18 protein-coding genes are annotated in these 18,630 nt (G+C 66.7%); all 18 read right to left on the bottom strand.

Going from position 1 to position 18,630, the window contains the following annotated elements; all coding sequences use genetic code 11:
* Positions 1-510: 510 nt before the first annotated feature.
* Positions 511-1,770, bottom strand: coding sequence for a UDP-N-acetylglucosamine 1-carboxyvinyltransferase (gene murA, locus GVY39_RS32330; protein ID WP_159930779.1), 1,260 nt, complete (start codon positions 1,768-1,770; stop codon positions 511-513).
* 217 nt (positions 1,771-1,987) lie between these two features.
* Positions 1,988-2,569, bottom strand: a complete 582-nt coding sequence (locus GVY39_RS32335) for a cob(I)yrinic acid a,c-diamide adenosyltransferase (protein WP_159930780.1) — start codon at positions 2,567-2,569, stop codon at positions 1,988-1,990.
* A 57-nt stretch (positions 2,570-2,626) separates the two neighbouring features.
* A complete protein-coding gene (locus tag GVY39_RS32340) occupies positions 2,627-3,049 on the bottom strand; it encodes a DUF2550 domain-containing protein (protein WP_195071584.1) in 423 nt (140 codons plus the stop codon).
* Positions 3,050-3,309: 260 nt separating this feature from the next.
* Positions 3,310-3,687 carry a F0F1 ATP synthase subunit epsilon gene (locus GVY39_RS32345; RefSeq protein ID WP_159930781.1) on the bottom strand — a complete coding sequence of 126 codons (378 nt, stop codon included), beginning with the start codon at positions 3,685-3,687 and terminating at the stop codon, positions 3,310-3,312.
* Positions 3,688-3,693: 6 nt separating this feature from the next.
* Entirely contained in the window at positions 3,694-5,142 is a 1,449-nt protein-coding gene (gene atpD / locus GVY39_RS32350; protein ID WP_159930782.1) for a F0F1 ATP synthase subunit beta, read from the bottom strand.
* A gap of 79 nt (positions 5,143-5,221) precedes the next feature.
* Positions 5,222-6,193 (bottom strand): F0F1 ATP synthase subunit gamma, encoded by a 972-nt coding sequence (locus GVY39_RS32355; protein ID WP_159930783.1) that lies wholly within the window; start codon positions 6,191-6,193, stop codon positions 5,222-5,224.
* A gap of 131 nt (positions 6,194-6,324) precedes the next feature.
* Positions 6,325-7,962, bottom strand: coding sequence for a F0F1 ATP synthase subunit alpha (gene atpA, locus GVY39_RS32360; RefSeq protein ID WP_159930784.1), 1,638 nt, complete (start codon positions 7,960-7,962; stop codon positions 6,325-6,327).
* A 54-nt stretch (positions 7,963-8,016) separates the two neighbouring features.
* Positions 8,017-8,826, bottom strand: coding sequence for a F0F1 ATP synthase subunit delta (locus tag GVY39_RS32365; RefSeq protein ID WP_159930785.1), 810 nt, complete (start codon positions 8,824-8,826; stop codon positions 8,017-8,019).
* Between the two features lie 19 nt (positions 8,827-8,845).
* Complete coding sequence (locus GVY39_RS32370; RefSeq protein ID WP_159930786.1) at positions 8,846-9,406, bottom strand: F0F1 ATP synthase subunit B; 561 nt, start codon at positions 9,404-9,406, stop codon at positions 8,846-8,848.
* A 5-nt stretch (positions 9,407-9,411) separates the two neighbouring features.
* A complete protein-coding gene (locus GVY39_RS32375) occupies positions 9,412-9,660 on the bottom strand; it encodes an ATP synthase F0 subunit C (RefSeq protein ID WP_039796339.1) in 249 nt (82 codons plus the stop codon).
* A 78-nt stretch (positions 9,661-9,738) separates the two neighbouring features.
* Positions 9,739-10,587 carry a F0F1 ATP synthase subunit A gene (atpB, locus tag GVY39_RS32380; RefSeq protein ID WP_159930787.1) on the bottom strand — a complete coding sequence of 283 codons (849 nt, stop codon included), beginning with the start codon at positions 10,585-10,587 and terminating at the stop codon, positions 9,739-9,741.
* A gap of 269 nt (positions 10,588-10,856) precedes the next feature.
* Positions 10,857-11,312 (bottom strand): hypothetical protein, encoded by a 456-nt coding sequence (locus tag GVY39_RS32385; RefSeq protein WP_159930788.1) that lies wholly within the window; start codon positions 11,310-11,312, stop codon positions 10,857-10,859.
* 11 nt (positions 11,313-11,323) lie between these two features.
* Positions 11,324-12,481 (bottom strand): glycosyltransferase family 4 protein, encoded by a 1,158-nt coding sequence (locus GVY39_RS32390; RefSeq protein ID WP_043688213.1) that lies wholly within the window; start codon positions 12,479-12,481, stop codon positions 11,324-11,326.
* Complete coding sequence (locus GVY39_RS32395; protein ID WP_159930789.1) at positions 12,478-13,149, bottom strand: L-threonylcarbamoyladenylate synthase; 672 nt, start codon at positions 13,147-13,149, stop codon at positions 12,478-12,480. The genes GVY39_RS32390 and GVY39_RS32395 overlap by 4 nt, the downstream gene beginning before the upstream one ends.
* 96 nt (positions 13,150-13,245) lie before the next feature.
* Complete coding sequence (gene prmC / locus GVY39_RS32400; RefSeq protein ID WP_159930790.1) at positions 13,246-14,124, bottom strand: peptide chain release factor N(5)-glutamine methyltransferase; 879 nt, start codon at positions 14,122-14,124, stop codon at positions 13,246-13,248.
* A gap of 25 nt (positions 14,125-14,149) precedes the next feature.
* Positions 14,150-15,220: a peptide chain release factor 1 gene (gene prfA / locus GVY39_RS32405; protein ID WP_159930791.1), complete on the bottom strand. Its 1,071-nt coding sequence runs from the start codon at positions 15,218-15,220 to the stop codon at positions 14,150-14,152.
* An 81-nt stretch (positions 15,221-15,301) separates the two neighbouring features.
* The gene (gene rpmE, locus GVY39_RS32410) at positions 15,302-15,532 is read right to left on the bottom strand and encodes a 50S ribosomal protein L31 (RefSeq protein WP_039796334.1); all 231 of its coding nucleotides are present in this window, start codon (positions 15,530-15,532) and stop codon (positions 15,302-15,304) included.
* A gap of 744 nt (positions 15,533-16,276) precedes the next feature.
* Complete coding sequence (rho, locus tag GVY39_RS32415) at positions 16,277-18,337, bottom strand: transcription termination factor Rho (protein WP_195071586.1); 2,061 nt, start codon at positions 18,335-18,337, stop codon at positions 16,277-16,279.
* Between the last annotated feature and the right edge of the window lie 293 nt (positions 18,338-18,630).

The raw sequence follows: 18,630 nt of genomic DNA on the forward strand, positions 1-18,630 counted from the left end.
CGTTGAAGACTCACAACCACACCCCCGAAAGGGTGCAATCAGATCAAAAACTAGAGTCCGAAAACCTAGCAAAACAATCGCCAGCAAAAAGCTGACAAAAAATGCCCGACCCTCCACACGGGGAGTGTAAGAGCCGGAACCAAAAAATATTTGGCACTGACATTCATCGACACACTATTGAGTTCTCAAAGAACACACGCACACACCATCGCCCGGTGTGAACCGATTGATCGGTGAAGCAACTTTTCCAGCTTAGCTCAGCCGTGAACCCAGTCGCAAACCGGGGTCGCGTTCAAGCCAGTGTGATCGTCAGGCGCTCCTCGTACTACCTCGTTTCCCTGGCCTCTCGCTCAGCGTTTCCGCTCAGCTCCTGGGCCCCGGGTCGGTGTCCGTGTCGCTCTGACTTGGAATAAGTTACGTGTCTGCGTGAACGATGTCAAATCGCCTGGTCAGTACGCATTTTCGTGAAACCGTTGCGTAACGTGCCGGCGACGAAGATCGAATCGGCGCTCAATCCCCGGCGCCGACCCGCACTACGTCGCCGCCCAACGCCTGCAGCTGCTCGACGAAGTTCGGATACCCGCGATCGATGTGGAAGACGTCGTGCACTTCGGTGGTCCCGTCGGCGACCAGTCCCGCGAGGACCAAACCCGCGCCGGCCCGAATATCCGACGACCACACCGGAGCGCTCGACAACCGCGGAATCCCGCGCACCACCGCATGGTGCCCGTCGGTACGCGCGTCGGCGCCGAGCCGGATCATTTCTTCCACGAAGCGGAAGCGGGCCTCGAAGATGTTCTCGGTGATCATCGAGGTTCCGTCCGCGATGGACGCGAGCCCGATGGCCATCGGCTGCAAGTCGGTCGGGAAACCGGGGAACGGCAGCGTCGAGAAGTTCACCGCACGCGGACGCTCGGCCTGGATCACGCGGAAGCCGTCCTGCTCGAACGAGATGCGCGCCCCCGCGGACCGCAGCTTGTCCAGTACCAGCGACAGATGCTTGGGGTTCACGCCGGTGACGCGGATGTCCCCGAGGGTCATCGCGGCGGCGATCCCCCACGTCGCGGCCACGATGCGGTCCCCGATGACGCGATGGGTGGTCGGCGACAGGCGCTCGACCCCCTCGATGGTGAGCACCGAGGTGCCTGCGCCGCTGATTCGCGCGCCCATCCGGACGAGCATGTTGCACAGGTCGACGATGTCGGGTTCGCGCGCGGCGTTGTCGATCACCGTCTCCCCTTCGGCGAGCACCGCGGCCATGAGGATGTTCTCGGTCGCGCCGACCGAAGGGAAGTCGAGGCGGATCCGGGCGCCTTGCAGTTCGTCCGCCTTGGCCACCACGCAACCGTGCTCGATCTCGCTGGTCGCGCCGAGCAAGCGCAGACCGGCCTGGTGCATGTCGAGCGGACGGGAGCCGATCGCGTCACCGCCGGGCAGCGCGACGACGGCGCGCTTGCACCGCGCCATCAACGGACCCAGTACACACACCGACGCGCGGAACTGGGTCACCGCGGGGAAGTCCGCGTGATACTTCGGTTCGGCAGGCGTCGTGATGGTGACCACCCCGCCGTCGATGGACACGTCGCAGCCGAGACCGCGCAGCACATCACCCATCAGTGGCACGTCGAGGATGTCCGGGCAGTTCGTGATCGTGGTCGTGCCCTCGGCCAGCAACGCAGCGGCCATCAGTTTGAGGACGCTGTTCTTGGCGCCCCCCACCGTGACCTCACCGACGAGTCTGTTTCCGCCGGTAACCAAAAACCGTTCCATGCCGCCTCTCCGCGTATTCGGCGCACTGTTGGTGCAAGGATAGTTGGGGCGGCGCACTACGGTGCCGCCTCTCCACGACTCCCCTCGCCTCCGAACGTTTTCGCTGTTCGAGCGAGTGCCGCGGGATGGGCGTTCTGCGGCCGACGGGGTGGAGGCCCCGTTGCCTTGCTGGCCATACCCGGTGATCGCTCGGCTAGTCGCCTCCGGTGCTACGCGATCAGTCGCTCGGCCGTTCTCCGCCGGGTTTCCACAGGATATCGCCGCCGGGATTGGCCACCCGACTCAGGATGAACAGCAGGTCGGACAGGCGATTGAGGTACTTGGCCGGCAGGATGTTCGTGTCCTCCGGATGGGCCTCGATCGCGGCCCACGCCGAGCGCTCCGCCCGCCGGGCGACCGTACGGGCGGTGTGCAGCAGGGCCGCGAGCGGAGTACCGCCGGGCAGGATGAACGAATTCAGCGCGGGCAGTTCGGCGTTGAACTCGTCGCACCATGCTTCGAGCCGGTCGATGTAGGGCTGGGTGACTCGCAACGGCGGGTACTTCGGCTCCGCGACCACGGGTGTGGAGAGGTCTGCCCCGGCATCGAACAGGTCGTTCTGTACCCGGCGCAGCACCGCGAGCATTGTTCCTTCCGCTCCGCCGAGGGCGATCGCCACACCGATGGCGGCGTTGGTCTCATCGCAGTCGGCGTAGGCGACCAACCGGGGGTCGGTCTTCGCGACCCGGGAGAAGTCGCTCAATCCCGTGGTCCCGTCATCGCCGGTCCGGGTGTAGATCCGCGTCAGATGCACGCTCACAGCACCACCCTAACGGGCGCGGCGGGAAGCAGTCCGCCAAGCGGCCGAGCGCGGGTGTTACAGGCCCGGCATCCGCCGGGTGCGGTCGGACGGGCGGGACTCCACCCAGGAGAGGAAGGCGGTCAGGGAGTCGCGATCCAGCGCCAGCTCGAAATCGCCCGCGCGGTCCGCTACCGCGATCACAGCGATGTCGTCGGTCATGATGTCGAATTCGTCGCCGCGCGGGCCGCGGCGGTCACCGATCTCGATACCCTGACGCCCGATGGTGGAATCCGGGCCGAGTTTCAGGCTGGTGAGTTTGAAGAAGACGAGACGATCCTCGTCGTAACGGATCAGTCCGTGCCGCCACCCTTGCCCCCCACGAGCGGGGAGGACGCGCAGAATCGCGGCGGTTCCGCCGCGGCGCAACATGATCAGGCGGTAAGTCGAGGCGAGCGCGAGGAACACGAGCGTGAGCACCAGAATGATCAGCAGAACCATCCCGGTGTGCAATGCCGTTCGTCCCTTCGCTCGCGCCACCATGTCTTCGACACGGCATTCGATTGGCGGTGATCACAGGCTCTTCGTTGGTACGCAGGCTTCCGCCTCCGACCCTGATGCTCACACCGCGTGCGGTCATTCAACCACGGCCGCGAGTTTACAAATGGCCCGGCCGTGTCCGACTCGCCTGAAAGACGCTGTCGGCGGTGAAGGAACCCTTCACCGCCGACAGCGATTGCTCTCGATGACAGGTTGTTCGCTTACGCGTTCGCGTTCTGTTCGACCGCGCGCACCCGGGCCTGAGCGGCCTTCTGCTGCTCGTCGCTGGCCTCCGAGTCGGCCAGCACCCGGCGGGCCGCCTCGAGGTCCACCTCGTCGGCGAATTCCGCCGACTCGGCGAGTACCCGAACCGAGTTCGCGGTCACCGAGAAGAAGCCCCCGTGGACCGCGGCGACGATGCGCCGACCGTCGGTGTCCACGATCGTCACGGTGCCGCCCTCGACCAGCTGGCCGAGCAACGGCTCGTGCCCCGCCATGATGCCGATCTGGCCCTCGGTGGTCTGCGCGCTGACGAACGACGCCTGGCCGGACCAGAGCAGTCGCTCGACCGCGACGAGATCCACTGACATTTCCGCCATCGGTGACTACTTTCCGAGGATCTTCTTCGCGGCCTTCTCGACATCGTCGAGACCACCGCAGCTGTTGAAGGCCTGCTCCGGGTAGCTGTCGAACTCGCCCTTGCAGACCCGATCGAAGTCATCGATGGTCTGCTCCAGCGGCACGACCGAACCCGGCTGACCGGTGAACTTCTCGGCCACGATGAAGTTCTGGCCGAGGAACTTCTCCAGACGACGGGCACGACCGACGAGGACCTTGTCCTCTTCCGACAGTTCGTCCATACCGAGGATGGCGATGATGTCCTGCAGTTCCTTGTACTTCTGCAGGATCCGCTTGACCTCGTTGGCCACCCGAAAGTGCCGGTCGCCGACGATCGAGGCCTCCAGGATGCGGGAGGTCGAGGTCAGCGGGTCGACGGCCGGGTAGATGCCCTTCTGCGAGATCGGGCGGGAGAGCTCGGTCGTCGCGTCCAGGTGGGCGAAGGTGGTCGCCGGCGCCGGGTCGGTGTAGTCGTCGGCGGGCACGTAGATGGCCTGCAGCGAGGTGATGGACCGACCACGGGTCGAGGTGATGCGCTCTTGCAGCTCACCCATCTCGTCGGCCAGCGTGGGCTGGTAACCGACGGCGGAGGGCATGCGGCCGAGTAGGGTCGACACCTCGGAACCGGCCTGGGTGAACCGGAAGATGTTGTCGATGAACAGCAGCACGTCCTGGTGCTGCACGTCGCGGAAGTACTCGGCCATGGTGAGGGCCGAGAGGGCGACGCGCATACGGGTGCCCGGCGGCTCGTCCATCTGACCGAAGACGAGGGCGGTGTCCTGGAGGACGCCCATCTCCTCCATCTCCAGGTGCAGGTCGGTGCCCTCACGGGTGCGCTCGCCGACGCCGGCGAACACGGAGGTACCGGAGAACTCCCGTGCGATACGGGTGATCATCTCCTGGATCAGAACGGTCTTGCCGACACCGGCGCCACCGAACAGACCGATCTTGCCGCCCTTCACGTACGGGGTGAGCAGGTCGATGACCTTGATGCCCGTCTCGAGCAGCTCGGTCTTGCCCTCGAGCTGGTCGAACGACGGCGGCTTGCGGTGGATGCCCCACTGCTCGCCGTCGCGGCCGAGGCCGGGGGTGTCCAGGCAGTCGCCCAGCGCGTTGAAGACGTGGCCCTTGACCACGTCACCGACCGGCACCGAGATCGGCTTGCCGGTGTCGGTGACGGTGGCGCCGCGGACCAGACCGTCGGTCGGCTGCATCGAGATGGTGCGCACGATGCCGTCGCCGAGGTGCTGGGCGACCTCGAGGGTCAGGGTCTTGGCCACCGAGGTCAGGGCGATCTCGGCGTGCAGAGCGTTGAACAGCTCGGGAATGGCTCCGCGCGGGAACTCCACGTCCACGACGGGGCCGATGACCCGGACGACGCGGCCTGCGGCGCCGCCGGTCCGGCTCGTGTTGTCTTGAGTGACAGCTGCGGTCATTGGTGTTGGTTCTCTCCGTGTCGATGTGCGGCCTTCGGGGGCCTTACTACGTGCCCGTCGCTCAGGCCGCGTATGGCGCTCAGTCGCGGTCCGAGCTCGACGCCAGCGCGTTCACGCCGCCGACGATTTCGCTGATTTCCTGCGTGATCTGGGCCTGACGCACCGAGTTCGCCTCGCGCTGTAGCACGCTCGCGAGTTCGTTGGCGTTGTCGGTGGCGGCCTTCATTGCGGTGCGCCGAGCCGCGGACTCGGATGCCGCTGCCTCGAGCAACGACGCGTAGATACGCGTATTGACGTACTTCGGCAGCAGCGCCGCCAGCAGCACATCGGCGTCGGGCTCGAATTCGTACTGGGCGTGGACGTCGGCGGTCGGCGAATCCGACACCATGTCCTCACCCAGGTCGAAGTTCTCGTCGACGTAGCTCACCTGGATGGGCGCCAGCCGGCGCACCTCCGGGGTCTGCGTCAGCATCGACACGAAGCGCGTGTAAACGACGTGCAGCTCATCGACACCTGCGATGTCACCCGTCCCGTTCGGAGCGGGAACCGCCCCGTCGGAGCCGACCATGAAGGCGTCCACCAAGTGGTTGCAGGCGGCCGAGGCATCGGTGTACTTCGGCTGCTGCGAGAACCCGGTCCACGCCGACACGTACGGGCGGTCGCGGAAGGCGTAGTACGTCAGGCCTTTGTTGCCCATGACGTAGAGCACCGGCTCCTTGCCTTCGTCGCGCAGGGTGGTCATCAGCTCTTCGGCGCGCTTGAGCACGTTCGAGTTGTAGCCACCGCACATGCCGCTGTCGCTGGTGATGACCAGCACGGCGGCCCGACGCGGGTTGGGGCGCTCGGTCAGCAGCGGGTGCGAGAGGTTCTTCGACGCGCTCGCCAGCTCGCTGAGGACCTTGGTGATCTCCTCCGCGTACGGCTTCGCCGCCGCGACCCTGGCTTGCGCCTTGGAGATTCGCGAGGTCGCGATCAGCTCTTGGGCCTTGGTGATCTTCTTGATCGAATTCACACCACGAATGCGGGAGCGCAATTCACGCAAACTTGCCATCAGCGGTTCACACTCCCTTCATTCCCTGCGTTGGATTGGCGGCATTCGCGGGGCACCAGGTGGTCGCGTACGCGTCCTCCTTCGTGCCCCTCGCTCCTGCCGCGGATCGAATAGCGCATTGCGAGCTCGCGTTACTTCTCGACGTGCTTGCGGGTGACCGACAGCGACTCGACCTCTTCGTGGTCGAGCTGGCCCGCGTCGGCCTCGTTCACCACGGGAGTGCCGTCGGAGGTGAGGAAGGTCCCAAGGAACTTCTTGGTGGCCGCCTCGATCTGCTCGGCAGCCTCGCCGTCGAGCACCTTGCCGCCCTCGATCGCCTTGAACGCGTCGGCGGCGCTGCGGTGCAGCTCCTCGAGCAGTTCGGCGTTGAAGCGGCGGATGTCGCCGACCGGGATCGCGTCGTAGTGGCCACGGTCGACCAGGTAGATCGAGATGATCTGGTCCTCCACCGGCACCGGCGAGTACTGGTCCTGCTTGAGCAGCTCGACCCAGCGGGCGCCGCGCTCGAGCTGAGCCAGCGAGGCCGCGTCGAGGTCGGAGGCGAACGCGGAGAACGCCTCCAGCTCGCGGTACTGCGCCAGCTCCAGGCGCAGCGAGCCCGCCACCTTCTTCATGCCCTTGGTCTGGGCGGCGCCACCGACGCGGGAGACCGAGGTACCGACGTTGATCGCCGGGCGGACGCCCTTGTTGAACAGGTCGGACTCGAGGAAGACCTGACCGTCGGTGATGGAGATGACGTTGGTGGGGATGAACGCCGAGATGTCGTTGGCCTTGGTCTCGATGATCGGCAGACCGGTCATCGATCCCGCACCCAGCTCGTCGGACAGCTTCGCGCAACGCTCCAGCAGCCGGGAGTGCAGGTAGAAGACGTCACCCGGGTAGGCCTCGCGGCCCGGCGGGCGACGCAGCAGCAGCGAGATGGCGCGGTAGGCCTCGGCCTGCTTGGTCAGGTCGTCGAACACGATGAGCACGTGCTTGCCCTGGTACATCCAGTGCTGGCCGATGGCCGAACCGGTGTAGGGGGCCAGCCACTTGAAGCCGGCGGAGTCGGAGGCCGGGGCGGCGACGATGGTGGTGTACTCCAGCGCGCCGTGCTGCTCCAGCGCGGCCTTCACGCCCGCGATGGTGGAGCCCTTCTGGCCGATGGCGACGTAGATGCAGCGCACCTGCTTCTTGGGGTCGCCGGACTCCCAGTTGGCCTTCTGGTTCAGGATCGCGTCGATGCAGACCGCGGTCTTACCGGTCTTGCGGTCGCCGATGATCAGCTGACGCTGGCCGCGGCCGATGGCGGTCAGCGCGTCGATCGCGGTGATGCCGGTGGCCAGCGGCTCCTCGACCGGCTGGCGCTCCAGCACGGTCGCGGCCTGCAGCTCGAGCACGCGTTGTTCCTCGGACTCGATCTCGCCGAGACCGTCGATCGGCTGGCCGAGCGGGTTCACCACGCGACCGAGGAAGTTGTCGCCGACCGGAACCGAGAGCACGTCACCGGTCCGGCGGACCTCCTGGCCCTCCTCGATCTCGGCGAACTCGCCGAGGATGACCGCACCGATCTCACGGTCCTCGAGGTTCAGCGCGACGCCGAGCACGCCGCCCGGGAACTCGAGCAGCTCGTTGGCCATCGCCGAAGGCAGGCCGCTGACGTGCGCGATGCCGTCACTGGTGTCGGTGACCACACCGACTTCTTCGATGGAGGTCTCGGGGGTGTAGCTCTGGGTGTAGCTCTCGATCGCGCTACGGATCTCGTCGGAGGAGATCGTCAGCTCCGCCATGTTCTTCCTGCTCTCGCTGTCTGGGTCTGGAATGTCGGGGGTGGTGGAAGCGCGCTAGGCGAGTGCCCGGCGCAGCTTCTCCAGTCGGCCGATGGCGCTGCCGTCGATCACGTCGTCACCGACGCGCACCACGACTCCGCTCAGCAAACTCGGGTCGACCTCGATGTGCACCGTGGTCGCCTTGCCGTAGATGCGCCGCAGGGAGGCGGCCAGCCGGTCACGCTGCTGTTCGGTGAGCCCGATGGCGGCGCGCACATGCGCGACGATCTGATCGCGGCGAGCCGCCGCGAGGTCGGCCAGTTCGTCGAAGGCGGCGCCGATACTCGTCCGCTGCCTGGTCACCACCTGCTCCGCCAGGGTCAGGGTGATGGCCTCCGTCTTGCCCGCGAGCAGCCCGTTGAGCAGCTCGCGCTTGGCCGAAGCCTGCTGCGACCGATCCGACAGCGCCTGATCCAACGCCGAGTTGTCGCTGATGATCCGGCCGAGCCGGAACAGCTCGTCCTCGACCGCTTCGAGCCGGCCACGCTGGGCCGCCGACTCCAGCAACGCCTCCTGGCCGAGCAGCACCAGAGTGGCCACCAGGTCGGAGGTGCGCGACCAGTTCTGGGCCACGGCGGTGGTCAGCACTGCCAGCGTGGCAGCGCTGACCTTGCCGCTGAAGACCCGCTCACAGAGTTCCGCGCGCGCGGAACCCGGCACCGACACGTCCGCGAGCGCCACACGCAGCGAACGCTGGTCGTCCAGCACGGCGACAACGGCGAACAGTTCCGACCCCGTCGTGGCCGCGGCACTGTCGCTTCCGGTCAGAGCGGCCCGAAGCGCCTCCCGAGACCGGGCACTGGCCTCGCGGCTCGCTGCGTACATGCTTCTCACTTTCGCGTCGTTACCTTCCGACCCCGATGCCTGCGTCCGTCTGGTCGAGCTCATCGAGGAACCGGTCGATCGAGGAAGCCTGCTTGGCCTCGTCCGAAACCGACTGTCCGATGATCTTCTCGGCCAGATCGACGGCCGTGCGGCCGACTTCCGAGCGCAGCTCGGTCAGGATCTGCTGGCGCTGGGCTTCCAGCTGGGTGTGGCCCGCCGCGATGATGCGGTCGGCTTCGGCCTGGGCCTCCGAGCGCATCTGCGCGAGGATCTCCTGGCCCTGGGTGCGCGCGTCCTCACGGATGCGAGCGGCCTCGAGCCGGGCGTCGGCCAGTTGCTGCTGGTACTGCTGCAGGGTGAGCTGAGCTTCTTCCTGCGCGGCTTCGGCGCGTGCGATGCCGCCTTCGATCTTCTCGGAACGCTCGTCGAGTGTCTTCATCAGGCGCGGAACCACGTACTTGTAGAACAGGATTCCGATGATGACGACGCAGACGATCGACCAGACGATGTCGTACGTTTCGGGGACGAGAGGATTCACTTCCTCTCCCTCCGCCGCGGCGAGCAAAACTGACTCGTACATCGGAATCAGAAAATGAAGCCGGCGACGAGACCGATGAGGGCCAGGGCTTCGGTGAACGCGATACCGAGGAACATGTTGGTACGGATGGTGCCCTGCAGCTCAGGCTGGCGCGCGATGCCCTCGATGGCCTTGCCGACGACGATGCCGACGCCGATGCCGGGGCCGATGGCGGCGAGACCGTAGCCGACGGCGCCCAGGCCCTTGAAGGTGCTCTCGTTCGTCGCGGCTTCCTGGGCCAGGTAAGCGAGGCTCATGAGTCTTCCATTCCCTTTCTGTTGCTCACCCGCCGGTCGGCGTGGTGCAGCAGGTTTCCGGTATTAGTGTCGGTCAGGTCAGTGATCGGCCGCGTGCTGTGCGAGTCCGATGTATACGGCGGTCAGCAGCGCAAACACGTAAGCCTGCAGGAAGATGACCAACAGTTCGAAGAGCGTGAATCCGAGTCCCGCGATCAGCGAGAACGGCGAGAACACCTTCATCCACGCGGCGGCGTCGAACAGGAAAAACCAGGTCGCGCTGAAGAACAGCACCAGCATGATGTGGCCGGCCAGCATGTTCGCCATGAGTCGGACGGTCAGCGTGAACGGACGCAGGATGAAGGTCGAGACGAACTCGATCGGAATCAGCAGCACGTGCAGCGCGGGGGGAACATTCGGAACGACGATGCTGCTGCGCATGTAGGTCAGGAAGCCGTACTTCTTGATACCGACGTAGTTGAACGCCAGGTACGCGACGACGGCCAGCACCAGCGGCATGCCGATTCGGGCGTTCGACGAGATGTTCAACCCCGGGACGACGCCGGAGAAGTTCAGGAAGAGGACCGTGAAGAAGATCGTCGCGATCAGCGGGAAGTACTTGCGCCCGGTTTCCTTGCCGAGGACCTCTTCGCAGATCTGCTCCTTGACGAAGACCAAACCGATTTCGGCGACATTCTGCAGGCCGCGCGGCACGATCCTCGGCGAGCGGAAGGCCAGCAGCATCACGCCGACCAGAACGAACGACATCAGAATGCGGATCAGCATCAATCGATCGAGTTCGAACGGTGTTCCCTCGAACAGCACAGCTGGAGGGAAGAAGTCGGTAAGCGACGGCGCGTGGAACTCGGCCGCCAGAGTGGTGACGCTCAGCGTTCTCTCCCGTGTTCGGGCCGCGGGTACGGTCATTCCCGCGGTTCGATCGGACATTGACGATCAATTTGGTCGACTCAGGTCGGCTCGAAGTTCGTCAGCAGCTGGGCGGTGGTTTCATTTCCACCAGGCGTCTGTACGTGTGTCGGCGACATTCGTCGACATGCAGAACCGGAACAACCCCTGGGAGCCCGGCACGGCAGTAAGCATAGCGGCCCAGGCGGTGGATCTCGGCGGTGACCCCTCATCGATCCTCGACTTGGTCGCTTGCTTACCAACACTTTACCAAGTCATCTACGACAGCGTGTAGGGGGTGGGTGTTTTCGTTACTCCCGAGTATCTGGAGCGCTCTGGGCGTCGGTCGTCGTCACGTACGGAACCTTCTGCCGCACAACCCCGTACGTCTCCGCGCCGAGCACGATGACCAGGGCTCCGACGACCGTGAGGAACAGGACGACCCGGTCGTAGAAGTCGAATCGCTGCAGGATCGCGACGACGATCAACGCCACCAGCACCTTGCCCGCCCAGCTGACCAGCATGATCAGTCCGGCCGTGCTGGGCGGCAGTTTCGCGCCGAACAGCACGACGGCCGCGGTGGTGAGGATGAAGCCGCCGCCGATCGCGGCGCCCAGCAGCGCACCCCACACTCCGGGAATGCCCGCGACGGCCGCGCCGAGCGCGACGGCCAGGACCACCAGCACCCCCAGGCCGATCAGTCCGTAGCGCAGCGCGGACCGCAGCGGCGCATCGGGGCCGGGGACGGGTTCGGGTGTGAAGCTCACAGCCGCCGACTTTACCCGGACGCCGATCCGTCCCCCGCCGGGTCCCCACGCCGCAGCCCCGGAATCGCGGTGATCACCAACGCGAAAACCAACCCGCCCGCCATCAGCAACACCACGAGCGTGCGATCCATCAGCGAGGTGCCGACCGCGCCGAACGCGAGCACACCGACCCACAAATAGATCAACAACACGACGCGGCGGTGGGAATGGCCGATCTGCAGCAAGCGATGATGCAAGTGCATCTTGTCCGGCGTCGAGAAACTCACGCCCGCCCGGACCCGGCGCACGATAGCGAGCAACAAATCGAGTACCGGAATGAACATCACCGCACCGACCAGCAACAACGGGGAAAGCAGACCGACGATGTCGCGCGGGCCGTAACCCTGCAGGGGGATTCGGCCCGAAGCGCCGGTCGAGACCGCGGCGAGCATCAATCCGATCAGCATCGAGCCGGAGTCACCCATGAATATGCGGGCGGGCTGGAAATTGTGCGGCAGGAATCCCAGGCATCCGCCCGCCAGCGCGGCGGCCAGCAGCGCGGGCGGGTAGGTGTCGACCGAGCCGCCCTGCTCGTTCATCAGGCCCAGGCAGAACACGAAGACCGCCAGCGCCGCGATCAGGCCGAGGCCCGCCGCCAGACCGTCCAGCCCATCGACGAAGTTCATCGCGTTGACCAGCGTGACAGTGACCGCGACGGTGACCAGGCCGCCCTGCAATCCGTCCAGCACGACCGTGGTGTTGCTGAACGGGTTGTAGACGACGTACCAGCCCAACCCCATGACCGCCATCACGCCCGCCGCCGTGACCTGCCCCGCGAACTTCGTCAGCGCGTCGAGGCCCCAGCGGTCGTCGACGATGCCGACCAGCACGATGACGGTGCTCGCCACCAGCACGGCGATCGGGATGTTGGGTTTGTAGTCGAACCCACTGCGCAGCGCGGGTAGCTGGTGGGCGAACAGCACCGCGGCGACCACACCGATGTACATGCCGACGCCACCCATGCGCGGAATCGGCTTGACGTGCACATCGCGGTCACGCGGCACGGCGACCGCGCCGAAGCCGATCGCCAGCACCCGCACTCCGCCGGTGGCCAGGAACGTCACCACCGCCGAGATCAGCAGGACGACGAGCAGCTCGCGCAGGGGGACGACAGCGCTCGAACCCATCATCCGAGCTGCTGCGCGGCGCCGCTGAGCGCTTCCGGCGACATCCCGAGCACCTCGGCGATGTCGGCGACGGACACCGCGCCCACGCGCAGGACCCGCGGCTGATCGGCGGTCAGATCGACGATCGTGGAGGCGACCGCGTGCTCGGCGGGCCCTCCGTCCAGGTAGACACCGACCAGCTCGCCGAGCTGGTCGCGTGCCTCGGCCGCGGTCGTCGCCGGCGGCCGGCCGGACACGTTCGCGCTGGACACCGCCAGCGGGCCCACCTCACGCAACAGTTCGAGAGCGACCGGGTGCAGCGGCATACGCAGCATCACCGTCCCACGCGTGTCACCGAGATCCCACGCGAGCGAAGGAGCTTGCTGCACAACCAGACTGAGACCGCCGGGCCAGAACGCGCGGATCAGCTCGCGCGCCTGGGGACGCACCGAGAACACCAGTCCGTCGATCGTGTGCCAGGAGCCGACCAGCACCGGCACCGGCATGTCCCGGCCGCGGCGCTTGGCCGCGAGCAGCGAGCTCACCGCCGTGGAATCGAACGCGTCGGCGGCCAGGCCGTACAGAGTGTCGGTGGGCAGCACGACCAGCCGTCCGGATTTCAGGGCGCTGGTGGCCGCGGACAGTCCGGCGGCGCGCGAGTCGGGATCCGCGCAGTCGTAGACGGTACTCACGCCGACCATCCTGGCATCTGTGCCGCCTCTCCGGGTATTCAGGCCGTACTAGTGGGGTGACGCGGGATACACGTTCAGTGCGGAGCAGCCCGCGGGTCAGGTGTGGATGGCGGCTACGAAGCGGGGTTTGCCTGCCAGGTCGGGATGCTCGACGACGTCGGTGAAGACGCCGGTGGCGGTGAGGAGAGCGGCTACGCCGGAGCCGTTGGTGTCGTCGTGCTCGATGGCGGTGGCACCGCCCGGCCGCAGCAGTCTGGTGATGTTCGGGATCATCCCGCGGATGACGTTCAGCCCGTCGGGGCCACCGAACAGGGCGACGGACGGATCGTGCTCGGCCACCTCGGGGTCGAGGTGCGCGCCCTCCGGGATGTAGGGCGGATTGGACACCACGATGTCGACCCGGCCGTCCAGGTCGGTGAGCAGTCCCGGATCGGTGGCGTCGTCGGCGTAGAGCGTGATCGGGGTGTCGCCCGCGGCGATGCGGTCGTCGGCGTTGCGCCTGGCCCACACCAGTGCGGCGGGATCGAGTTCGACGGCGCGCACGTCCGCGTCGGGGCGCGCGTGCGCGACGGCCAGCGCGAGCGCTCCCGATCCGGTGCACAGGTCGACGACGATCGGCGCGTGATCGTGCGGCAGCGCCTCCAGTTGCGCCAGCGCCCACGCGTACAGCAATTCGGTCTCGGGACGCGGCATGAAGACACCGGGGCCGACCGCGAGGTCCAGCGCACCCATCACGGCGGTGCCGGTCAAGTGCTGCAACGGGATTCGCCGCGCCCGGCGGGCCACCAACGCACGGAACTCGTCCAGCTTGTCCGGCGGCACGAGCGGGGTCAGCGCCAGCCTGGTCCGTTCCACGCCCAACACGTGCGCCGCCAAGTGCTCGGCGTCGGCCTGCGGACTGTGCACCCCGGCGGTCCGTAACGTCTCGACGGCATCGTTGATGGCGGGGCGCAACGCGACTCGGGTGGTAGACATGGCACCGACTCTGCCGGAAAGACGATCATTCCGCCGCCATACGCGCTTCGCGATCCGCCTTTCCCAGAGCATCCAGCAGCGCGTCGAGGTCGCCGTCGAGCACGGAGTCGAGGTTGTGCGCCTTGAAACCGATCCGGTGATCGGTGATCCGGTTCTCCGGGAAGTTGTAGGTGCGGATCCGCTCGGAGCGGTCCACGGTGCGGATCTGGCTGGCCCGGCCCGCCGCCGCCTCCTGGTCGGCCTGTTCTTCCGCCAGCGCCTGCAACCGCGCCGCGAGCACCTGCATGGCGCGCGCCTTGTTCTGCAGCTGGGAACGCTCGTTCTGGCAGGTGACGACGATGCCGGAGGGCAGATGGGTGATGCGCACCGCGGAGTCGGTGGTGTTGACGCCCTGTCCGCCCTTACCGGAGGAGCGGTAGACGTCGATGCGCAGGTCCGACTCATCGATCTGCACCTCTTCGATCTCGTCGGGCTCCGGATAGATCAGCACGCCCGCGGCCGAGGTGTGGATGCGGCCCTGCGATTCGGTGACCGGGACGCGCTGCACCCGGTGCACGCCGCCTTCGAACTTGAAGCGCGACCAGACACCGTCGCGGGCGGCGTCGCGGCTCTTGATCGACAGCGTCGCCTCTTTGTAACCGCCCAGGTCGGACAGGTTGACGTCGAGAATCTCGACCTTCCAGCCGTGCCGCTCGGCATATCGCACGTACATGCGGGCCAGGTCGGCGGCGAACAGCGCGGACTCCTCACCGCCTTCGCCGGATTTCACCTCGAGCACGACGTCGTCCCCGTCGTGCGGGTCGCGCGGGGCCAGGAGGTCGGCGAGGGCCTGTTCCAGTTCCTCCACCTGCCGTTCCAGATCCGGGATCTCCGCGGCGAACGCCGAGTCGTCGGCGGCGAGTTCCCGGGCGGCGGACAGGTCGTCACGCGCCGTCTCGAGTTTGCGGTAGGTTGCCATGACCGGCGCCAGCTCGGCGAACCTTTTGCCGACCCGGCGCGCGGCGCCCGCATCGTTGTGCAGCGACGGATCGGCCAGCTGCGTCTCCAGGCCCGCGTACTCGGCCAGAATGTCGTCGATGGCGGACGGTTGCGTCACAGTGCTTCCTTCTCCTGGTACCAGTCCATACAAAACACCGACGCCCGGCCTGCGCAGCAGGACCGGGCGTCGGCGAGGAAGCTACTTGGCGTCGGCCTTCTTGCCGGCACGCTTGCCGTAGCGGGCCTCGAAGCGGGCCACGCGACCACCGGTGTCGAGGATCTTCTGCTTGCCGGTGTAGAACGGGTGGCACTGCGAGCAGACCTCGACGGTGATGTGTCCCGACTCCTTGGTGCTGCGAGTCTGGAAGGTGTTGCCGCAACCACAGACGACCGTGGTGTCGACATACGTCGGGTGAATTCCTGCCTTCATGGGTGTCCTCTCGAGTTTGGTCGCCGGGTCGCCCACGCGAATTCGCGCGGAGCGTGAACCGGAACCGACTAGGCGGGAGCTCTGCTCACCTGAGCAGACGCAACGACCGTTCAGTATGCCAGAACTGCCGTTACGCTCCCAAAACGCCCCCGGCGAGTGGTTTGTTCCCGCCCTGCGTACTCCCCCGCCGTTCGCGCCCCTGGAAGTCCTGGCACGCGAATCCCCACCGACTCCGGGACCCTGAAGTCGGGTAGTCCGCTACTCAGGAATGCGAACAGATTCGTTCATAGAGTTGCGTACCTGGTGCACATCGGCGTGCCGAGACAGGAAGGAGACCCCGTGAACATCCGAATCGCGTCCGCGATTTTCGTTCTACTGACTCTCGCGGTCGCCATGGGTTTGTACGCACTTCCCGATCCGCACTATCCGGCACCGGAGAATGCCGTACACAGTCAGACTTCGGATTCCACCGCGCCCGACCCCGGCGACGAGCCCTGCGCACTGATCCTCGGTCTCCTGATCAGTGGCGCGGCCACGATCGGAATCGCTTTCTTCGCCCCGGCAACGCCGAGAGGGTCCCGCTTGTGCGGGACCCTCTCGGCCGTTGTCATGGCGACAACTGATTTGGTAACTCGTCGGGCACGCCCAGAACCCGCCGAGATGCTTTTGGTCGGCCCCGCACGCGAACTCCGCGGCACCCGACCAGTACGGCCTGAATACTCGAAGGGGCGGACGAGCCCGAGCCTATTCGTCGAGCGCGCCCGGCGCGGTCTTGCTCACCGACATCAAGAATTCGAGGTTGGTCTTCGACTTCTTCAGACGGTCGATCAGCAGATCGATCGCCTGGTGGGAGTCCAGGCCGGACAGTACGCGGCGCAGCTTGTGCAGTACCGCCGCCTCGTCGGGGCTGAGCAGTAGCTCGTCCTTGCGGGTACCGGACGGGTTGACGTCCACCGCGGGGAACACGCGCCGCTCCGCGATCTTGCGGTCCAGCTTGAGCTCGGCATTGCCGGTGCCCTTGAACTCCTCGAAGATCACCGTGTCACCGGTCGAACCGGTCTCCACCATCGCGGTGGCGATGATCGTCAGCGAGCCGCCGTTCTCGATGTTGCGCGCCGCGCCGAGGAACCGCTTGGGCGGGTACAGCGCGGTGGAATCGACACCACCCGAGAGAATCCGGCCCGAGGCGGGCGAGGAGTTGTTGTACGCGCGCCCGAGCCGGGTGATCGAGTCGAGCAGCACGACGACGTCCTTACCCATCTCCACCAGGCGCTTGGCGCGCTCGATGGCGAGTTCGGCGACCGAGGTGTGGTCCGACGGCGGACGGTCGAAGGTCGAGGAGATGACCTCGCCCCGGACCGAACGCTGCATGTCGGTGACCTCTTCGGGACGCTCGTCGACCAGCACCACCATGAGGTAGACCTCGGGGTTGTTGGTCGCGATCGCGTTCGCGATGTCCTGCAGGATCGTGGTCTTACCGGCCTTCGGCGGCGACACGATCAGGGCGCGCTGGCCCTTGCCGATCGGCATGATCAGGTCGATCACGCGGGTGGTCAGCTTGTTCGGCTGGGTCTCCAGCCGCAGGCGCTGATTCGGGTACAGCGGGGTGAGCTTGCCGAACTCCGGCCTGCGCTTGGCCGCTTCGACTTCGCCGCCGTTGACCGTGTCCAGCCGCACCAGCGGGTCGAACTTCTGGCGCTGGTTGGCCTGTTCGCCGTCGCGCGGAGCGCGCACCGCGCCGGTGATCGCGTCACCGCGGCGCAGGCCGTTCTTGCGGACCAGGTTCATCGACACGTAGACGTCGTTCGGCCCGGCCAGGTAACCCGACGTGCGGACGAAGGCGTAGTTGTCCAGCACGTCGAGGATGCCCGCGACCGGCTGCAGGACGTCGTCCTCGCGGATCTCGAGCTCGCGGGCCTCGCCGCCGCCACTCTCGCGGTCACGCCCACGACGACGCTCACGGAAGCGGCGTCCGCGCCGTCCGCGACCGCCCTCTTCGTCGTCGCCGCCACGGCCGCCCGCGCTGCCGTTCTGGCTCTGGCCGCGCTCGTCCTGGCCACGCTCGCTCTGACGCTCACCTTGGCCACGGTCACTCTGACGGTCGCCCTGGCCACGGTCACTCTGACGCTCGCCTTGGCCACGCCCGCTCTGACGCTCGCCCTGGCCACGCTCGCGGCGACGCTCGCCGCCCTGTTCGGCGTCCTGCTTCGGCTCGTCGGCACGCGTTTCGGCGGGCGCGGTGTCGGCGGCGGATCGCGCCTGGTCACGGCCACGCCGCTGCCTGCCGCGGCCACGCTGGCCGCTCTCCCTGCCGGACTCCTCGGAGGTCTCGGTCGCCGTGGACGACGCCGACGCGGCGGCGGGCGCGGAATCGGCGGGGGCCGTCTTCGCCGGGGCGGGAGCCTCGGTGGGCGCAGCCGAAGCCGCGGGCGTCACGTCGAGGGTCGCCTGCTCGGCCTTGGCCGGCGCCGGCGCAGCGGGAGCGGCGGTCTTGGCGGGGGCATCGGCCTTGGCTGTTGCCGCGGACTTGGCCTCGCTCTTGGCGGGCTTTTCCGCCTTCGCTGCTTTTCCGGCCTGATTTTCCTTGATGGCGGCGATCAAATCGCCCTTGCGCATTCCGGAGGTGCCTCGGATACCGAGCTCCCCCGCAAGCGCGCGCAACTGCGGCAACAACATTCCAGTCAGCCCCGATCGTGCGACGTCGGTGTGTTCGCTCATCTTCGAAATCTGTCCGGATTCACTTTCGCGGTCGCCCGTCGGGTTCGATTCCACGCCGGGTGTCGCGAGCAGGTCCGTATCTGTCACGGAAATCCTTTCCTTCCCTCGATTGCCGTGTGCTGTGTCGAGGGTTCGTCCCGCAGCCCGGGCATTCTGCCGGACTGGGATGCGTCCGTCCGGGCGCTGTGTGCCGTATCACCTGCCCCGCCGGCCCGGCGGCTTCTCCACCATTGGTGAAAGGTGGGGGAGAGATCATTCCAGTTGCGCAGCTACGCAGCACCCCCATGGCCTGGAGGCTTGAGCCTGGAGCCTGCTGGAGCGATTGCCCTGATGAAGCACCGGCGTCTGATGCGCACGATGTACGGACTTGCCCAGGATAG

Origin of the sequence: Nocardia sp. CY15, from assembly GCF_009829295.1 — a bacterium.
Classification (GTDB): Bacteria; Actinomycetota; Actinomycetes; order Mycobacteriales; family Mycobacteriaceae; genus Nocardia; species Nocardia sputi.